This window comes from Micromonospora sp. WMMD1155, from assembly GCF_029581275.1.
Taxonomy (GTDB): domain Bacteria; phylum Actinomycetota; class Actinomycetes; order Mycobacteriales; family Micromonosporaceae; genus Micromonospora.
Genome location: NZ_CP120742.1, coordinates 6384158 through 6401098 on the forward strand (window position 1 = coordinate 6384158; position 16941 = coordinate 6401098).

The 16941-nt window shown below is 72.3% G+C and carries 20 protein-coding genes; 7 read left to right on the plus strand and 13 right to left on the minus strand.

The genetic code is table 11. The features are described from left to right. Window positions 1–145: 145 nt before the first annotated feature. The 6 genes from O7617_RS29115 to O7617_RS29140 all read right to left on the minus strand — a co-directional run bounded on the left by O7617_RS29115 (window position 146) and on the right by O7617_RS29140 (window position 5489). Window positions 146–1144, minus strand: coding sequence for a tyrosine-type recombinase/integrase (locus O7617_RS29115; RefSeq protein ID WP_282259489.1), 999 nt, complete (start codon window positions 1142–1144; stop codon window positions 146–148). A 67-nt stretch (window positions 1145–1211) separates the two neighbouring features. Next, window positions 1212–1637: an Hsp20/alpha crystallin family protein gene (locus O7617_RS29120; RefSeq protein ID WP_088991665.1), complete on the minus strand. Its 426-nt coding sequence runs from the start codon at window positions 1635–1637 to the stop codon at window positions 1212–1214. A gap of 68 nt (window positions 1638–1705) precedes the next feature. Further along, window positions 1706–2221 carry a GNAT family N-acetyltransferase gene (locus tag O7617_RS29125; RefSeq protein ID WP_282259490.1) on the minus strand — a complete coding sequence of 172 codons (516 nt, stop codon included), beginning with the start codon at window positions 2219–2221 and terminating at the stop codon, window positions 1706–1708. 30 nt (window positions 2222–2251) lie between these two features. Further along, a complete protein-coding gene (locus O7617_RS29130) occupies window positions 2252–3943 on the minus strand; it encodes an ABC-F family ATP-binding cassette domain-containing protein (protein WP_282259491.1) in 1692 nt (563 codons plus the stop codon). Window positions 3944–4412: 469 nt separating this feature from the next. Continuing rightward, complete coding sequence (locus tag O7617_RS29135; RefSeq protein WP_282259493.1) at window positions 4413–4928, minus strand: DUF2087 domain-containing protein; 516 nt, start codon at window positions 4926–4928, stop codon at window positions 4413–4415. A gap of 42 nt (window positions 4929–4970) precedes the next feature. Continuing rightward, entirely contained in the window at window positions 4971–5489 is a 519-nt protein-coding gene (locus tag O7617_RS29140; protein ID WP_282259495.1) for a MarR family transcriptional regulator, read from the minus strand. Between the two features lie 68 nt (window positions 5490–5557). Here O7617_RS29140 and O7617_RS29145 point away from each other — a divergent pair, with 68 nt between their 5' ends. Continuing rightward, window positions 5558–6790 carry an MFS transporter gene (locus tag O7617_RS29145; RefSeq protein ID WP_282259497.1) on the plus strand — a complete coding sequence of 411 codons (1233 nt, stop codon included), beginning with the start codon at window positions 5558–5560 and terminating at the stop codon, window positions 6788–6790. A 5-nt stretch (window positions 6791–6795) separates the two neighbouring features. Here the strand turns inward: O7617_RS29145 and O7617_RS29150 are convergent, their stop codons facing one another. After that, window positions 6796–6987, minus strand: a complete 192-nt coding sequence (locus tag O7617_RS29150) for a DUF397 domain-containing protein (protein ID WP_282259498.1) — start codon at window positions 6985–6987, stop codon at window positions 6796–6798. Beyond that, a complete protein-coding gene (locus tag O7617_RS29155; protein ID WP_282259499.1) occupies window positions 6978–7748 on the minus strand; it encodes a DUF5753 domain-containing protein in 771 nt (256 codons plus the stop codon). The genes O7617_RS29150 and O7617_RS29155 overlap by 10 nt, the downstream gene beginning before the upstream one ends. Window positions 7749–7952: 204 nt before the next feature. On the opposite strand from O7617_RS29155, the gene O7617_RS29160 reads away from it, so the two are divergent. Further along, complete coding sequence (locus O7617_RS29160) at window positions 7953–8213, plus strand: hypothetical protein (protein WP_282259500.1); 261 nt, start codon at window positions 7953–7955, stop codon at window positions 8211–8213. Here the strand turns inward: O7617_RS29160 and O7617_RS29165 are convergent. Genes O7617_RS29165 through O7617_RS29175 form a run of 3 tightly spaced genes read right to left on the minus strand, consistent with a single transcriptional unit; the run spans window position 8210 to window position 10339 of the window. Continuing rightward, window positions 8210–8782, minus strand: coding sequence for a GNAT family N-acetyltransferase (locus tag O7617_RS29165; protein ID WP_282259501.1), 573 nt, complete (start codon window positions 8780–8782; stop codon window positions 8210–8212). The genes O7617_RS29160 and O7617_RS29165 overlap by 4 nt on opposite strands. A gap of 22 nt (window positions 8783–8804) precedes the next feature. Beyond that, on the minus strand, window positions 8805–9311 hold the full coding sequence (locus O7617_RS29170) for a DUF664 domain-containing protein (RefSeq protein ID WP_269678862.1): 507 nt from the start codon (window positions 9309–9311) through the stop codon (window positions 8805–8807). Continuing rightward, on the minus strand, window positions 9308–10339 hold the full coding sequence (locus O7617_RS29175) for an aldo/keto reductase (RefSeq protein WP_282259502.1): 1032 nt from the start codon (window positions 10337–10339) through the stop codon (window positions 9308–9310). The genes O7617_RS29170 and O7617_RS29175 overlap by 4 nt, the downstream gene beginning before the upstream one ends. A gap of 123 nt (window positions 10340–10462) precedes the next feature. On the opposite strand from O7617_RS29175, the gene O7617_RS29180 reads away from it, so the two are divergent. After that, window positions 10463–12016, plus strand: a complete 1554-nt coding sequence (locus O7617_RS29180) for a glycosyltransferase family 39 protein (RefSeq protein ID WP_282259503.1) — start codon at window positions 10463–10465, stop codon at window positions 12014–12016. A 6-nt stretch (window positions 12017–12022) separates the two neighbouring features. Here O7617_RS29180 and O7617_RS29185 read toward each other — a convergent pair whose 3' ends face one another. Beyond that, complete coding sequence (locus O7617_RS29185) at window positions 12023–12505, minus strand: Rrf2 family transcriptional regulator (protein ID WP_282259504.1); 483 nt, start codon at window positions 12503–12505, stop codon at window positions 12023–12025. A gap of 130 nt (window positions 12506–12635) precedes the next feature. Here O7617_RS29185 and O7617_RS29190 point away from each other — a divergent pair, with 130 nt between their 5' ends. Beyond that, entirely contained in the window at window positions 12636–13376 is a 741-nt protein-coding gene (locus O7617_RS29190) for an NAD(P)H-binding protein (protein ID WP_282259505.1), read from the plus strand. 258 nt (window positions 13377–13634) lie between these two features. Here the strand turns inward: O7617_RS29190 and O7617_RS29195 are convergent, their stop codons facing one another. Continuing rightward, window positions 13635–14198: a GNAT family N-acetyltransferase gene (locus O7617_RS29195; RefSeq protein WP_282259507.1), complete on the minus strand. Its 564-nt coding sequence runs from the start codon at window positions 14196–14198 to the stop codon at window positions 13635–13637. A gap of 56 nt (window positions 14199–14254) precedes the next feature. Here O7617_RS29195 and O7617_RS29200 point away from each other — a divergent pair, with 56 nt between their 5' ends. From O7617_RS29200 to hemC, 3 genes are read left to right on the plus strand one after another with little or no spacing between them, the layout of a single operon-like run. Continuing rightward, a complete protein-coding gene (locus tag O7617_RS29200; protein WP_282259509.1) occupies window positions 14255–15082 on the plus strand; it encodes an alpha/beta hydrolase in 828 nt (275 codons plus the stop codon). After that, the gene (locus tag O7617_RS29205; RefSeq protein ID WP_282259511.1) at window positions 15055–15942 is read left to right on the plus strand and encodes an RNA polymerase subunit sigma-70; all 888 of its coding nucleotides are present in this window, start codon (window positions 15055–15057) and stop codon (window positions 15940–15942) included. Before O7617_RS29200 ends, O7617_RS29205 begins: the two co-directional genes overlap by 28 nt. A 55-nt stretch (window positions 15943–15997) precedes the next feature. Then, window positions 15998–16939, plus strand: coding sequence for a hydroxymethylbilane synthase (gene hemC, locus O7617_RS29210; protein WP_282259513.1), 942 nt, complete (start codon window positions 15998–16000; stop codon window positions 16937–16939). The last annotated feature ends 2 nt before the right edge of the window (window positions 16940–16941 follow it).

Consider the following 16941-nt stretch of genomic DNA (forward strand, 5'->3'; position numbering starts at 1 on the left):
GCCGGTCGCCGATCGGCATGATCAACACCGGTTCACCGAAGTCGGGGTGTCGGAGGCGTTGGGATACCGCGACTTCGCCGAACCCGTGTTGATCACCGACGGGGATCAGGCTGGGTCGGCCCGCGCCGACAGGGAGCGGGCCGGGTCAGGCGCGCCGACGGGAGCGGGCCGCCCACACCGCGTAGGCCGGGTCGCGGTCGAGGTTGTGCCGGTCCCGGTCGTAGCGGCGGGTGGTGCGCGGGTCGGCGTGGCCCATCGCGTCCTGCACGTCCTCCAGCGGCACTCCCTCGGAGCGGGCGGTGGTGGCGAACGCGTGCCGCAGTGAGTGCGGGGACAGCTTCGCCCACGACGGGATGCCGGCGGCGCGGGCGAGCCGACGCACCAACCGGAACACCGAGTGCCGGTCCAGCCGACCGCCGGTGGCGGTGACCAGCAGCGGCCCGGTCAGCTGCGTCACCGGCACACCGGCGGCGGCGGCCCGCTCGGCCAGGTAGGCGTCCACGGCGTACCCGCTGCTGGGGGTGAGGGCGCGGCGGCGGAGCTTGCCGCCCTTGCCGACGAAGCGCACGCTGCGGTGGCCGCGTTCGGCGCCGAGGTCGGTCAGGTCCAGCGAGATCAGCTCCCCGACCCGCAGGCCCAGGTCGGCGAGGAGCGCGATGGCCGCCCGGTTGCGGGCGGCGGTCACGCCGGTGTCCGCGTCGGCGGCCGCGAGCAGCGCGTCGACTTCTTCGGGGGTGAGCCCGAGGGTGGCGGAGTGGTCCCGGTCGACGCGGGGCCGGTCCGCCCCGGAGACCGGGTTGGCCGGGACCGCGCCCAGTTTGACCAGGAAGTCGTACCAGCTGGACAGCGCGGAGAGCCGCCGCGCCACGGTCGCCGGTGTCAGCGGTCGGCCGCTGCGGGCGCCGATGGTGGCTTCCAACGCCCGCGCGTACTCGTTGACGTGCAGGAAGCTGGCCCGCAGCGGGTCCAGGTCGCGGCCGGCGCACCAGGTGAGCCACCCGGTGACGTCCCGGCGGTACGCGTCGCGGGTGTGCTCGGACAGCCGCCGGTTGCGCAGCCACGCCTCGGTGACCTCGACCGGCCCGCTCGGCAGAGCGAGGGTCGTGGACGGGCGGGCGAGCACCGGAGCGTCGGGGAACACCATGTGAAAAAGGTTCTCAGCCTCGGGTGGGATCGGCGTGCAGGCGCGCCGATCCCACCCGAGGTCGTGATCACGCGTTGATCTGGCGGCGTCCTTCGCCGTTGGCGCTGATGGTGACCCGGCGGGGCTTGGCCCGCTCGGCGACGGGGATGCGCAGCGTCAGCACCCCGTGCTCGTAGCCGGCCTCCAGCTTGTCGGTGTCCAGCGTGTCGCCCAGGAACAGTCGCCGGGTGAAGGTGCCCATCGGGCGTTCGGCGGCCACCAGCTCGACGCCGTCGCCGCTGGGCCGGCGACGCTCGGCCCGGACGGTGAGCACGTTGCGCTCGACGGTGCAGTCGATCGTGTCGGGGTCGACGCCGGGCAGGTCGAACGCCGCGTAGAAATGGTCCCCGTCGCGGTAGGCGTCCAGGGGCATCGTCGCGGGACGGGCTGCCGTACCGAAGAACTGCTCGGCGAGCCGGTCGATCTCGCGGAACGGGTCGGTACGCATCAACATTGTCATGCCTCCTCGGTTCTCCTGGCCGAAGGTGATGAGTTGAGTCGGTGTGACTCAACTTCCTCTTCTTATTTAGCGCCTTCCGAGGCGTTCGTCAACTGCTTCTCGAACCAGTGCTCGGCGTAGGGCCCCTGCGAGTACGCCGGGATCTCCAGGTAGCCGTGCCGGGCGTACAGGGCGCGGGCCTCGACCAGGTCGTTGCGGGTGTCGAGCCGGATCCGGTCCACCCCGGCGGTGCGGGCCGCCTGCTCGACGGCGGCCAGCAGCGCGGCACCTCCTCCGGCGCCTCGGTGCTCGGGACGGATGAACACCCGGGTCAGCTCGGCCCACCCCGACTGCCGGCGCAGTCCGGCGCAACCCGCCAGGTCGGGGCCGTGGTGGGCGAGCAGCAGCAGTCCACTCGGGTGGGTCAGGTCGTCGCTGGGCATCTCGGCCAGCGCCGCGTCGACCTCACCGGGCCGGGCGGGTCGACGGTCGTAGCGGACCACCATCTCGGTCATGTACTCGCGCAGCAGGTGCACCGCGTCGGGTTGGTCGGGTCGGGTGGCACTGATCGACCAGGTCGGTCGGGCGGTGACGGTCACCTGTCGATCATCACCGCCCGGTCAACGGGATTACACCTGCTCCCGGCCTGCCCCACGCGTTCGCCCGCCCGGCGCACCGATGCGCAAGCGCGGCCAGTCGGCCAGGTCGCGCAGCAGTTGCCGGTCGTGCGTGGCGATCACGACGGCGGCGCTCGTGTCGCGGATCGCGGCGGTCAGTTCGTCGGCCAGGGTCGACGACAGGTGGTTGGTCGGCTCGTCCAGCAGGATCAACGTGGGCCGCCCGGCCAGCGCCAACGCCAGGTCGAGACGGCGCTGCTGGCCCTGCGACATCCGCCCGACGGGGGTACGCGCCGCGACGGAGTCCAGCAGCCCCAGCGATCCCAGCGACACGGCATCGGCGTCGGCGAGCACTCTGCGGGCGACGAGGAGCCCCACCCGGCGGGCGTACACCTCGTCGGCGGTGAGGTCGGGGGTCTGCCCGGCGGTCTCCTGGGTGACCCGGGCGACCCGGGCGTCCTTCGCCGTCCAGACGTACCCGTCGGTGGGTTCCAGTGCGCCGGCCAGCACCGCGAGCAGCGTGGACTTCCCGGCGCCGTTGGGCCCCGTGACGAGCAGCCGGTCCCCGCCGTCGACGGTGACGTCGACCGGACCGGGGAGTCGACCCTCGACCGCGACGCTCCGCAACCGCACCTGCGGCGCGCCCCGCCGCACCCCGAGGTCCGGCAACCGCAACGCCGGCGGTGGTTTCGGTACGTCGACGCGGTGTGCCCGCAACGCGTCCTGCTGCCGGTGCAGCGCCTGCACGACACCCGGTGCACGGGACTGACGCTGATGCTTGCCGGTCCCCTTCTCCGGTCGCCAGCCGGTGGAGAGCCGGTCGCGGGCCTTCGACACCGCGTCCTGTAGTCGTCGGTGCTCGACCTGCTGTTGCTCGTGGTCCTGCTCCCAGTGCTCCCGCTCGCGACGACGCGCCTCCTGCCAGGCGTCGTAGCCGCCGGCGTACAGCCGAGGTTTTCCGTCCCGGGTCGGCTCCAGGTCGAGGAACCGGTTCGCGACGTCGCGCAACAGCGCCCGGTCGTGGCTGACCACGGCGAGACCGCCGTCGTGTTCGCGGAGCCGAGCGGTCAGGAAGTCCAGGCCGTCGGCGTCCAGGTGGTTCGTCGGCTCGTCCAGCAGCAGCACGTCGTGGCGTGCGCCCAGCAGGCACGCCAACCGCACCCGGTAACGCTGCCCGACCGACAAGGTCGCCAGTGGACGGTCGCGGTCCGTGCAGGCGTCGAGTGCCTCCAGTGCCACATCGACGCGGCGTTCGGCGTCCCAGGCGTCGAGCCGGGTGGCGGCGTCGAGCGCGCTGGCGTAGCGGTCCCCGGCGGTCGGGTCGCCCTCGGCCACGGCGATGGCTGCCGCGTCCAGTGCGGCGACGGCGGCCAGCGACGCGGCCAGCGCCTCGGACGTCAGGGTGCCGACCGTCTCGCCCTCGCGGGCGGACAGTTCCTGGCGGGCCAGGCCGATCGTGCCGGCCCGCGCGACGGTGCCGCCGTCCGGCGTGATCAGCCCGGCGAGGACGTGCAGCAAGGTGGTCTTGCCGCGGCCGTTCTCGCCGACGACCGCTACCCGTGATCGGGCGGAGACGGTGACCGAGACGTCGTTCAGGACGCGACGCGACCCGCGGGTCACGGTGATGGCGGTGGCGCGTACGTGCGCGCTGCCGCCCGCCTCGACGGGCAGGGACATGGCTTCGTGGTTCGGGGTGAGGTTCAACGGTGCTCCGCAGCTCGCGATGGAGCCGGGCAGCGGCTGACGGCCGCCCGGCGGGAACCGGGACGGCGAGCGCGAATTCAGCAGAAAGGACGCCGCCGTCAGCGGGCGGAGCGCACCTTCTGCGACCAGATACCTCGTGCCATGACAGCGATGCTAGCAGCGCCGACGAGGCGCCTCGCGGGAATTTCACCCACCCTGCTGTCCCGCGTACCGGCATCGGTCGGCAATGACACGGTCGCAAAGCCGCAGTGCCCCGTTGATCGACTCGGCTTCTTGAAAGGCGGGGCGTCGCGGTAGCTCGGACACCGCGGTTTCCAGGAACCCGAGTCGATCAAGTCGGGGATCAGGCAGTTGACCATCGGTCTGATTCGTCTACGACATCAGCTCCAAACGCTCCGTATCGCAGCGGTCGACTGCCCCTACGTCGCGATAGCTACCGCCGGGGTCGGGGCAGCAGGGCGGCGGACGATCAGTGTCGCTGGTAGATGCCGTGCTCACGGGTGAGCAACTGCTCGTCGATCAGGTAGCGGCGCAGCGTCGCGTGGTCCGACCCACCGGCTGCGCACCACTTCTTGAGCACGTCGTCGACGGCCCGCTCCGGATAACGGGTGCCCGGCGCGAACGACTGCTCGGCGATGTGTGCCAGCAACACCCGCCGCCGACCCCGCTGAGCCGGCAGAGCCACCAGGACGTCCCCCCGCAGGAAGGTCCGCAGCACCGGGTCGACGCCGGGATCGGCGTCGTCGGCCGGACGGCTGTCGCGGGCGGCCTCCCGCAGGGACGCCTGGTCGGGCGCGAACGCACCGTCCGCGCCGGTGACGAGACCCGCCTCGGTGAGCCGGCGAACCCCGGTGAGCACCACCCGCACCGGCAGGCCGGTCCGCTCGGCGACGTCGGTCGCGCTGGTCGCACCCAGCACGATCGCCGCGAAGATCCGTCGCCGTCCGTCGTCGGCCAGGGCCCCGGCCAGAGCATGCGCAGTCACGCCGGTCACCCTTGCATCGGCGGTACGCGCACCGCCAGGTAATTATCCGGGACCTCGGTCAGCCTCCGGCGGCTGCTCGGCGACGAGCAGCACCCGGCGCAGCAGGTCGGAGAGGCGCCGCCGCTCGGTCGCGCTGAGCGCTCCGAACAGCCGGTGCTCCTCGGCGCCCTGGACCTCCATTGCCCCACGCCACGCGGCCTGCCCCGCCTCGGTGAGCTCCACGTCGACCCGTCGACGGTCGACTGTCGACGGAATCCGGCGCACGAAACCCCGCCGCAGCAATGTGTCCACCCGCGCCGTGATCGAGGCGGGGGCCATCGCCAGGTCCGCGGCGAGGTCCGAGGGCGCCGCCCGGCCTCGACGACCGGCCAGGGCGTGCAGTGTTTCGTACTCGTGGGCCGAGAGATCGAGATCGACCAGGACCCGTTCCTTGACCGCCCGCAGGTGTCGGGTCAGTCGGATCATCCTGGTCACCGCCCCCTCGACGTCCGCGTCGAGGTCCGGAACCACAGGCAGCCAACGCTCGATGTGCCGGTCGGCGGCGTCCGGGGTCGGGGTCACCGTACCAGCTTACCTCAATGTCGAAATATTCATTGCCAAAATATTCGGTGTCGAAGTACCTTCGGGTCATGGCTCACCCTCTGCGCAACCGCTCCTTCCGGCTGCTGTTTCTGGGTCGTACCGTCTCCGCCCTCGGCGACGCGGTGGTGCCCGCCGCGCTGGCGCTGGCCGTGCTGCGGGCCACCGACTCCACCGGCGCGCTTGCCGTCGTCCTCGCCGCGGCGATGGTGCCCCGGCTGCTCCTGCTGCCCCTCGGCGGTGTCGTCGCCGACCGCTTCGACGCCCGCCGGGTCGCCCTGCTGGCCGACCTGGTCCGCTGCGCCACCCAACTCGCGGTCGGTGTGGAGCTGCTCGGCGGTGACCCGTCGCTGAGCACCGTCGTCGTGGCGTCCGCGCTCGGCGGCGTCGCCTCGGCGTTCGCCATTCCGACCGCTTCACCGCTGGTCGCCGGCACCGTCGAACCGGCCGACCGGCAGCAGGCCAACGCCTTGATGGGCATCACCGCCAACACCAGCCGCCTGGCCGGGCCGGCGCTGGCCGGTGCGCTGATCTGGGCCGCCGGGCCCGGCTGGGCGTTCATCCTGGACGGTGCGTCGTTCGCGCTCAGCGCCGCGCTCCTCATGGTGGTGCGGGTCCGTCACGTGCCGGTGCCGCGCCGCTCCGTCCTCGCCGACCTGCGGCACGGCTTCGGGGAGGTCCGCGCCCGCGACTGGTTCTGGACCAGCCTGATCGGGCACGGCGTGTGGAACGGCGCCGCCGCCGTGCTGATGACCCTCGGGCCGGCCGTCGCCATCGACCGGCTGGGCGGTGAGACGACCTGGGTGGTGCTGTTGCAGGCCGGTGCGATCGGAATGCTCACCGGATCGTTGCTGGCCGGTTGGGTCCGGCTACGCCGGCCGGTGCTGCTGGCCAACCTCGGGCTGGCCTGCTACGCCGCGCCGCTGTTCCTACTGGCCGTCGCCGCGCCCGCCCCCGCGGTGATCGCCGCGTACGCCGTGGCGCTGACCGCCCTCGGCTACCTCAACCCGGTCTGGGAGACCGTCGTGCAACACCAGTTTCCGCCCGAGGTCCTGGCCCGCGTCACCTCGTACGACTGGCTGGTGTCGTTGGCCGCCATGCCGTTGGGCTACGCGCTGGCGCCGTTGGCCGCCGACGCGTTCGGCGCGCCGGTGCCCCTGGCCGTCGCCGGGTTGCTGGTCCTCGCCTCCTGCGCGGGCACGTCACTCGTGCCCGGCGTACGCCGACTCACCTGGCCGGCGACCCCGCAACCGCAACCGGCCGAACCCGCCGGCGTCCGCTGATGAGGTCAGGCGGCGTGGCGGATCAGCGCGACGAAGCGCCGCCACGACGCGGGGCTTACCGCCAGCGTTCCGCCGTCGCGATCCTTCGTGTCCCGCACCAGGACCACACCCGGCAGGTTGTCGGCGACCTCGACACAGTCACCGCCGTTGCCGCCGCTCCTCGTGCTCTTCCGCCACCGCGCGCCGGTCATGTCCATGCTGCTGCCGCTTCTCTGAGGAGTGCCAGGGAACGCCCTCGGGGCAGTGCCTCTCCGCGAATCCGCTCCCACCGTCGCTCCAGATTAACAAGGTCCGATGGCTGGTCCAGGATCTGCGCCTGGGCCGCGCTGTCCACGTGCGCGACCCGGGAACCGTCCGGCATGTCCGCGATGGTGAACGGCCCGTCGAGCCCGGGGTAGCTGGGCGCGTCCGCCGGGACGATGTGCAACTGGACGGCGCCCGCTTCGGCGTGCCCGACCAGGCGCGCGAGCTGCGCGGCCATCAGGGCCCGGTCGTCGCCGACGCGCCGTCGCAGCACTCCCTCGTCCAGCACGGCCACCAGCAGGGGCCCGCCCTCTCCCGGGGCGAGGATCGCCTGCCGGTCGAGGCGTGCCTCGGTGAACTCGTCGATCGCCTCCGCCGCCAGCATCCCGCCGGCCAGGGTCGCCCGCGCGTACGCCTCGGTCTGCAACAACCCGGGCACCCACGCGAGTTGAAAGGACCGCAGCGTCACCGCCTCGCGTTCCAGGTCGACCCACGGCCGGAACCACACCGGCTCACGGCGGTGGCCCGCGTCCGGCCACAGCGTGTCGACGTCCTTGGCGAGGAGGTCGGCGACGGTCGCCCGGTGCCGACTCTGGGGAATGTGCCCCGGGTTCGCCCACCGGGCGACGGTCTTCGGGTGCACCCCGATCCGGTCGGCGAGGCTTTCGGCGGTGTGACCCGCTGCGGCGAGCGCTGCGACAAAGGCGTGGTTCATGCCGTCCTCTCCTGGTGCAAAGCGGCTGCGATGAAGACATAACGCAACGCTGTGTGCTTGTCCAGTGACTACCGGCAAAGTGCGGTGTAGACGGCGCGCCCGGCAGGGATTAGACCCGGCGGGCGCGTTCGTAGCGGGGCCGCTTCCGGTGGGCGAGCACTCCCGGAAGCGGCCCCTTCCAGACGCCGAGCAGAGGGAAGACCGGTGCCGGAGAGCAACGAAGAGTCCGGCCGGTTCCGGGCCGGGGACGTGGTCCTCCTGACCGACGCCGCGAGCGTGCAGTTCCGGAAACCGATCGTCGTGCGGGTCATCCGCGAGATACCCGACCGGTACACCTACGACGGTTGGCTCTGGCTCGACGCGTACCAGCTGAACGCCAAGGGTGAAGCGGTGGCACGGCGTGAACTGTTCGTGATGCGCGCGGGCGTACGGCGTTCGACCACCGCGCGGGCCACGGCCCGTTAGGCCAGTCGCGCGTGCAGGTGCATGTCGTGCCAGCCGTCGGCGTGGCGCATCGACAGTCGGGCCACTCCCTCCACGGCGAAGCCGGCCCGGGTGGCCACCCGGCACGACGCCGCATTGGCGGTCGAGTGCTCCAGGGCCAGCCGGTGCAACCCCGCCTGCGTGAAACTCCACCGGGTCATCGTGCGCAGCACGTCGGCGGCGATCCCCCGACCGCGCGCGGCCGGCACCACCCAGTACGACACGTGCGCCGACGCCTCGGCCAGCAGGACGCCCCGCAACCCCACCTGACCGACGGGCCGGTCGTCGTCGCCGACGATCGCCCAACTAACGGCCGTCTCGTCGCGCCAACGGCCTTCCCACTGCGCCGTCCACGCCCGCGCCTCGTCGTCATCGTCCAGACGCAGGACGTGCCACCGCTGGATGTCGGGACAGCCGAAGGCAGCCCGCACGGCCGTGGCGTCGTCGACGCGCCACGGCCGCAGCGCCAGCCCGGGGCGTACCGGAAGGTCTGGTTGCTCCTGGGCACCGAGGCTTCCGGCGGGCAGGGCGGGCGTGACGAGCGGCGGCATCCGCCCATTATCGGGCCCGGCCTCACTCGCCGGTCGGGCCGCCCGCGAGTTCGGCGACCACGTCGAGGTGACCGAGGTGTCGGGCGTACTCCTGGACCAGGTGGAACAGCACCCGCTCCAGCGACGCCGGGTCCGCGCCGTTCCAACGCGGCCCCGGGGCGCCGATCTCCGCCAGGTCGTGGGCCGTCACGACCGCGCTGGTGTGTGCGCCCTGCGCCCGCAGCGCCGCCACCAGGTCCTCCCGGGTCACGTCCGGGGCGACGTACCAGCGGTCGTCGCGGCGGTCGCCCCACGGCTCGGCCACGTCGCGGCCCTGGAAGCCCCACTCGATCCAGCGCAACTCGACGTGCCGCAGGTGGGTGAGCAGTTCCAGCGGGGTCCACCCCGACGGCAGCCGACTGCTGCGCAGCTCCGACTCGTCCAACGCCGACACCTTGGCCACCATGGATTCCCGGAAGTAGTCCAGGTAGCGCAGGAAGACCTCGGTGCGGCTGCCGGCCGGGGCGGTGGGCTCGGGGAACGACGTCATGGCCCGCTCGGCAGGTCACGGCCGCGCTGCCGCACACCCGCGCCGCCGTACGGGTAGTCGCCCACCGGCGGCGCGCTCGCCTCGTCGAGCAACCGCATCTGCTCGGCGTCGAGGTCCAGGTCGGCGGCGGTCAGGTTGTCGTCGAGCTGTTCGGTGGTACGCGCGCCGAGGATCACCGAGGTGACCGCCGACCGGGCCGCCAGCCAGGCCAGCGCCACCGCCGACATGGACACGCCACGTTGCCCGGCGATCTCGCGTACCGCGTCGAGCACCCGCCAGGTGCGCTCCTCGGCGTTGCGTCCCGCGTACGCCTCGACGCCCCGCTCCGGGTTCTCGCCGAGGCGGGTCGCGCCGGTGGGGGCGTTGTCGCGTTGGTACTTGCCGGTCAGCCAGCCGCCGCCCAGCGGTGACCACGGCAGGATGCCGATGCCCTCGTTCTCGCAGACCGGCACCACCTCGAACTCGATCTCCCGGGCCAGCAGGTTGTACTGCGGTTGCACCGTCACGATCGGGGTGAGGTTGAGGTGCTGGGTGAGCAGGGCCGCCTTCTGCAACTGCCAACCGGTGAAGTTGCTGACGCCCGCGTAGCGGATCTTGCCGGCGCTGACCGCGTCGTCGAAGAACCGCAGCGTCTCCGGCAGTGGGGTGAGCGGGTCCCAGGCGTGCGCCTGGTAGAGGTCGACGGCCTCGACACCGAGTCGGCGCAGGCTGGCGTCCAGGGCGCGGGTCAGGTGCACCCGGGACAGGCCCGCGTCGTTGGCGCCCGGCCCCATCGGGAAGCGCCCCTTGGTGGCGATGACGAGGCGGTCCCGCACGTCGGGCCGGGCCCGCAGCCAACGGCCGACGATCTCCTCGGAGACACCGCGGGAGTAGACGTCGGCGGTGTCGATGAACGTGCCGCCGGCGTCGACGAACCGGTCCAGTTGGGCGAAGCTGCCCGCCTCGTCGGTCTCCGCGCCGAAGGTCATCGTGCCCAGACACAGGGTGGACACCACAGTGCCGGTGGCGCCCAGATTGCGATAGCGCATATCGTCCTTTCGGTCCGAGTGACAAAGCTGATCTTCGCACTCGCCCCGGCCACCCGCACACGGCACAGTGCCGAACCCCGGCACGGGCACCCACGCATCGACGCCGCCGGTCATCATGAGCGGGTGAGCGAGCCCGCGATCGACATCGACCGACCGCACCGCCCCACCCAGCCGCCGCCGTCGGCGACGCCACCCGAGCCGGGCGCGCCCACGCGCGGTCCGTGGCTGGTGGCCGCCGCCACCACCGTGACCCTGCTGCTGCTCGCCGACCGTTACGGCTACCACCGCGACGAGCTGTACTTCCTGCTCGCCGGTCGACACCTCGACTGGGGGTACGTCGACCAGGGCCCGCTGGTCCCGGCGTTGGCCCGGCTGCTCGACACGATCGCGCCGGGCAACCTGGTCGTGCTGCGTACCCCGTCGGCGGTGATGGCCGGTGCTGCGGTGCTGCTGGTCGCCGCGATCGCCCGCGAGGTGGGCGGCGGTCGGGGCGCGCAGGTCTTCGCCGCGGTGCTCGCCGCGCTGTCCGGCATCGTGCTGGCCGGCGGGCACCTGCTCAGCACCACCACCGTCGACCTGCTGGTGTGGCTGGTGGCGGCGTGGTGTGCGGTGCGGTTGCTGCGCACCGGTGACAGCCGGTGGGCGCTCGGCATCGGGTTGGCGCTCGGTGTCGGCATGCTCAGCAAGGTGCTGCCCGCATTGCTGGCCGTGGGGCTGCTCGCCGGGGTGCTCATCGCCGGGCCGCGTCGGCTGCTGCGGGACCGGTGGGTGTTCGCCGCCGCCGGGGTCGCCGTCGTGCTGGCCGCACCGAACCTGATCTGGCAGGCGGCGCACGGCTTTCCGCAGCTCGGGGTGGCTGCGTCCATCGCCGACGGGGACAGCTCCTACAGTGGTCGCCTCGACGCGTTCACCCTTCAGTTCGTCATCATCAGCCCGTACGCCGTGCCGATCTGGATCGCCGGGCTCGTGGCCCTGCTGCGGCGACCGGCGTGGCGGGCGTACCGGGCGGTGGGCTGGGCCTGGTTGGTCGTGGTCGGCATCGTGCTGATCGCCGGCGGCAAGGGTTACTACGACGCGCCGCTGCTGCTGGTCCTCACCGCGTGCGGCGCGGTGGTCACCGCCGGGTGGGCGTCGCGTGGGTCGGTCCGGCTGCGGCGGGGGCTGCTCGTGCTGGGTGTGGTGCCGTTCCTGCTGCCCAACATCGTGCTGTTGCTGCCGGTGCTGCCGGCCGACCGGTTGCCCGGTTTCGTGGTCGACGTCAACTACGACGCGGGTGAGACGATCGGTTGGCCGGCGTTCGCCGACTCGGTCGCCGCCGTCCACGGTGGTCTGTCACCCGAGGAGCGCTCCCGTGCGGTCGTCCTGACGGCCAACTACGGTGAGGCGGGCGCGTTGGCCCGTTTCGGTCCGGCCCGTGACCTGCCCCGCGCCTACTCCGGGCACAACAGCATGGTCGACTTCGGTCGGCCACCCGCCGACGCGGACGTGGTGATCGCCGTCGGCTGGGACGGTCCCGGTCGGTTGAACTCCTGGTTCGAGTCGTGCACGCAGGCCGGGTGGGTGGACCAGCGGGTCGAGGTGGAGAACGACGAGAACGGCGGCCCGATCCACGTGTGCCGGGGGCTGCGGCGTCCGTGGGCGCAGATCTGGGACACCGAGGTACGCCACACCGGGTGACAGCGGTCAGCCGGTTCCGCTGGTGAGCCAGGTCTGGATGCCGGCCAGTGCCTCGGGGCCGGAGTCGGTGTCGACGTCGCGGGCGAGATCGGCGATCGTGACGGCGGCGAGCGCCTGCCGCCAGGCGTCCTCGGCTGCCCACATGGCGCGGGCGACCGGGCACGGTGTGGTGCAGGCGTCGGCCGGGGTCGCGAACGGGCCGCGCTGGCGGATCTCGGTGCAGACGAAGGTGGGCCCCGGCCCGTCGACGGCCCGCACCACGTCGAGCAGGGTGATGCTCTCAGGGGCGCGGGTGAGGACGTAACCACCGGACTTGCCCTGCACGGAGTGGATCAGACCGGCGCGGGCGAGGGACTGGAGCTGCTTGGCGAGGTAGCTGCTGGAGACGTCGTGCAGCTCTGCCAGCTTGGCCGCCGGGACCGGCGTGTCGCTGGCCGTGAGGACCACGCAGCAGTGCAGCGCCCACTCGACCCCGCCGGACATCTTCATGACGTCACCCTAGTCACCCCGTTACTCGGACTCATCGTATCCGAGTATAGTTCTCGGACAGAAGAGGTCCGAGTTCGGCGGACTTGGTGAGCCGGACAGCGGACCACACACTCGCAGGAAGGTGCATACCGTGAAGATCGCCGTACTGGGTGGGACCGGCCTCATCGGGTCGCAGGTCGTCAAGATCCTGCAGGACGCCGGGCACGAGGCCGTGCCGCACTCGCTGTCCACCGGGGTGGACCTGCTCACCGGGCAGGGGCTGACCGAGGCGCTCACCGGTGCCGAGGTCGTCGTCAACCTGACCAACTCGCCGACCTTCGACGACGCCTCCCCCGCCTTCTTCCAGACGACCATGGACAACCTCCTGGCCGCAGCCGGCAGCGCGGGCGTCGGGCACGCGGTGGTGCTCTCCATCGTCGGCGTCGACCAGGTGCCGGACCTGGCCTACTACCGGGCCAAGGTCCTCCAGGAGGACATCCTCAAGGCCGGTCCCGTGCCGTACTCGATCGTGCGCGCCACCCAGTTCTTCGAGTTCGTCGAGGCGATCCTGTCCTGGACCGCCGACGACACCACGGTGCGTCTGCCCCGCACCCCGGTGCAGCCCATGGCCGCCGCCGACGTGGCGCAGGCCGTCGCCGACGTCAGCATGGGCGCGCCGTTGCAGGGCATCCGTGACGTCGCCGGCCCCGACGTGTTCGCCCTCGACGAGCTGGGCCGGATCACCCTCGCCGCCCGTGGCGACCAGCGCACCGTCACCACCGACGACAGCGCCGGCATGTTCGCCGCCGTCCCCGGTGACGTCCTCATCGCCGCCGACGGCGCGGTCATCGCCCCCACGACCTACCGGGAGTGGCTGGGACGCCAGGGCTGACCCGCCGACCGGCACGCACGCCGCCGTGGCCGTCGAGCACCACGGCGACGTGCGGTACGGCCGCTCAGGTCAGGAGGACACCGCCAGTTCACGATCGAGCACCGGGTCGACGGCCGGGCGGCGGGGAAGCAGCAGCGGACCGGCGAGGATCAGCACTCCCGCGACGGCGATGGCCGTGCGAGGGCTGGTGGCGGCGGCGAGCAGACCGCCGAGCGCGCTGAGGACGGCGATGGCGGCGCTGCTGCCGATCGACCAGGATCACTCCGGCTCTCGGGACCGCCACTCGTCGTCCAGGACCGCGAAGACCAGCTGGTCGGCCCACTCCCCCTCGAACAGGTAACTGGCCACATGGCGCGCCTCCTGACGCATGCCGAGCCGCCTCATCAGACGAGCGGAAGCGTCGTTGCGCGCGTGGCACCGACCGTAGACACGATGCAGCCCGAACTCGGTGAAACCCCAGTCCACCAGCGCCGCGGCGGCCTCGGTGGCCAACCCACGACCACCGTGGTCCGGGTGGACGACGAACCCGAGTTCAGCCGTCCGGTCGGCCTCGCTGCGCCACACCAACTCCACGTGCCCGATCACACCGGTCTGCCCCACCACGGCCACCGTGAGGCAGTCGCCCTCCACGCGCAGCGCGTCCTCACCGGTCATGGCGAGCACCGACGCCCGCGACTGCTCCCGGGTACGCGGCCCGACACCACGCATCCACCGCGTGACGTCGGGCCTGCGCTGGTACGCGTACACCTCGTCGAGGTCGTCCGACCTGACCGGACGCAGCGTGAGCCGCGCGGTACGGATCGGGTAGGTCGGTGCGGACACCAGCCGATCCTAGGGTCGACCGATTCCTTTCGACCACGCTCGCGGTCGGTACCGGCATGGACGCGATACGGAAGATGTACGCCCGCTGGGCAGCCGGAGACATGGGCGAGGACGACCAGTGGGGTGACGTGACGGCCGAGCCACGCGGCCTGGACTACCTGGAGGTGTCAGCGGACGGGGTGCCGGCGATGTGGCTCGTCCCGCACGGCGTCGGCCCGGACCGGGTGATCGTCGCGCTGCACGGCGGCGGTTTCGTCAGCGGTTCCCTCTACACCCATCGCAAGATGTACGGGCACCTCGCGAAGGCGGCCGGCGTACGGGTGCTGCTCGCCACCTACCGGCGGGCGCCGCAGTTCCGGCATCCGGCACAGACCGAGGACGCCGTCACCGCGTACCGGTGGGCGCTGACGGGCGGCCGGACGGTCGCGCTGGCCGGTGACTCCTGCGGCGGCGGTCTCGCCGTACAGGTCGCGCTTCGGGTGCCCGGCGCGGCCGCGCTGCTGTTGCTGTCTCCGTGGATCGGCATGGACCCGGCGCAGACCGCGACCTCCTACGAGGAGAATGCGGCCACCGATGTGTTCTTCACCCGACCGATGGTGCAGGGTCTCATCCGGCAGTACCTGCCCGAGGGCGCGGACGGCCTGGCCCCCGACGTCAACGCGTTCCACGCCGACCTGTCCACGCTGCCCGACATCTACGTGCAGTGCGGTGGCGACGAGAGTGGTCGGGGTGACAGTGAGCGACTCGCGAAGCTCACCGGCGCCCGGCTGGACGTCTTCGACGGGCAGCCGCACACGTTCCAGATGGCCGCCGGGCGCGCACCGGTCGCCGACGAGGCGATCAGGAGGTTGGCCGTGTGGGTACGCCCGAAGCTGGGGTTCTGACCGAGACGTTCGAGGCGGAGCGCCGGGGCTTGTTCGCCCACGCGTACCGGATGCTGGGCGCCTATCACGAGGCCGAGGACGTCGTGCAGGACACCTACGTGCGGGCGCTGCGCGGCTGGGAGACGTTCGAGCGGCGTTCGTCGGTGCGCACCTGGCTCTACCGGATCGCGACGAACGTCTGCCTGACCGCGATCGAAGGCCGCGGGCGGCGCGCCCTCACCTCCGACGTCAGCCCCGACGACCTCGGGCATCTGTGGGTGGAGCCGTTCCCGACGGATCCGCTGGACCTGGTCACCGCGCGCGAGAGTGTACGGCTCGCGTTCGTGGCCGGGTTGCAGCACCTCGCGCCCCGGCAACGCGCGGTCCTGCTGCTGCGGGAGGTGCTGGCCTTCTCCGCCGCCGAAACCGGTGCGGCACTCGACATGTCGGTGCCGGCGGTGAAGAGCGCACTGCAGCGGGCACGGACACGCCTCGCCGAGGCCGCGCCCACCCGCGACGACGTGCTGGACGCGACCTCTCCCCGGGCCCAGGACCTGCTCGCCCGGTACATGGCCGCCTGGGAGGCATCCGACGCCGCCGCCTTCCGCGAGGTGTTGCGCGCGGACGCGGCCATCGAACCGGTCGGCTCGCCGACCCCCTACGCCGGCCGTGAGGCGTGCCTGGCCTTCGCGACGCCGGCGATGGGAGCCGCAGGAGACTGGAGAATGGTGGCGACCGAGGCGAACGCCCAACCCGCGGTGGTGGCATGGTTCCGGGGTGACCTCTTCGGCGTGGCGGTGCTGACGGTCACCGAGGGAGGGATCGCGGCGATCACCCTCTTCGGAGACCCGCAGGCGGCGGAAGGGTTCACGGCCGCCTGAGTCCGACGTGGGGCTTGGCGTCGACCCATGTGTGCAACGGTCTACTCTCGCCGGTATGTCCGACTCCCGCCTGCTGCGCATCGGCACCCGCAACTCCCCGATGGCGCTGGCCCAGGCCGAACGGGTCCGCGCGATGCTCACCGACCGGCACCCCGACGTCACCGTGGAGGTGCGGTCGATGTCGACCAGCGGGGACCGGTGGCTCGGCGACCTGGCCGCGCTGGGCGGCAAGGGGGCGTTCACCAAGGAGGTGGACGCCGCCCTGCTCAACGAGGACGTCGATCTGGCCGTGCACAGCGTCAAGGACGTACCCGGGGACCGACCGGCGCCCGCGGGCACCGTGCTGGCCGCCTACCTCGCCCGCGACGACGTCCGGGACTGCCTCGTCCACCCGGGCGGCCTGCGCATCGAGCAACTGCCCGTCGGCACCCGGGTCGGCACCTCCGCCGTCCGGCGGGTCGCGCAACTGGCCCTGCACTGGCCGAACCTCGTCCCGGTGGCCATTCGTGGCAACGCGAACAGCCGGCTGGCCAAACTCGACGCCGGTGAGGCGTACGATGCGCTCCTGCTCGCCGTCTCCGGTCTGCAACGGATCGGCCAGGCCGACCGGATCACCCACCCGATCGACGTCGACTCGATGATCCCGGCGGTCGGCTCCGGCACCCTGGTCCTGCAGTGCCGCGACGACGACGCGCGCACCCGCGAGCTGGCCACGAGCCTCAACGACCCGCGCACCTGGCGGGAGACCATGGCCGAGCGGACCATGCTGCACATCCTGCAGGGCAACTGTCACTCGCCGATCGCCGCGCTCGCGCGCACCGAACCCGACGGTCGTCTCGGCCTGCGCGCGAGAGTCATCAGCCTCGACGGCAAGACCGTGCTCGACGTGCACGAGTGGGCCGCGGACCCGATCACCCTCGGGACGTCCGTCGCCGCAGCGCTGTTGCGCCAGGGCGCCCGTGAACTCCTCGACCTGCCCACCCACGGGTCGGCCTGACC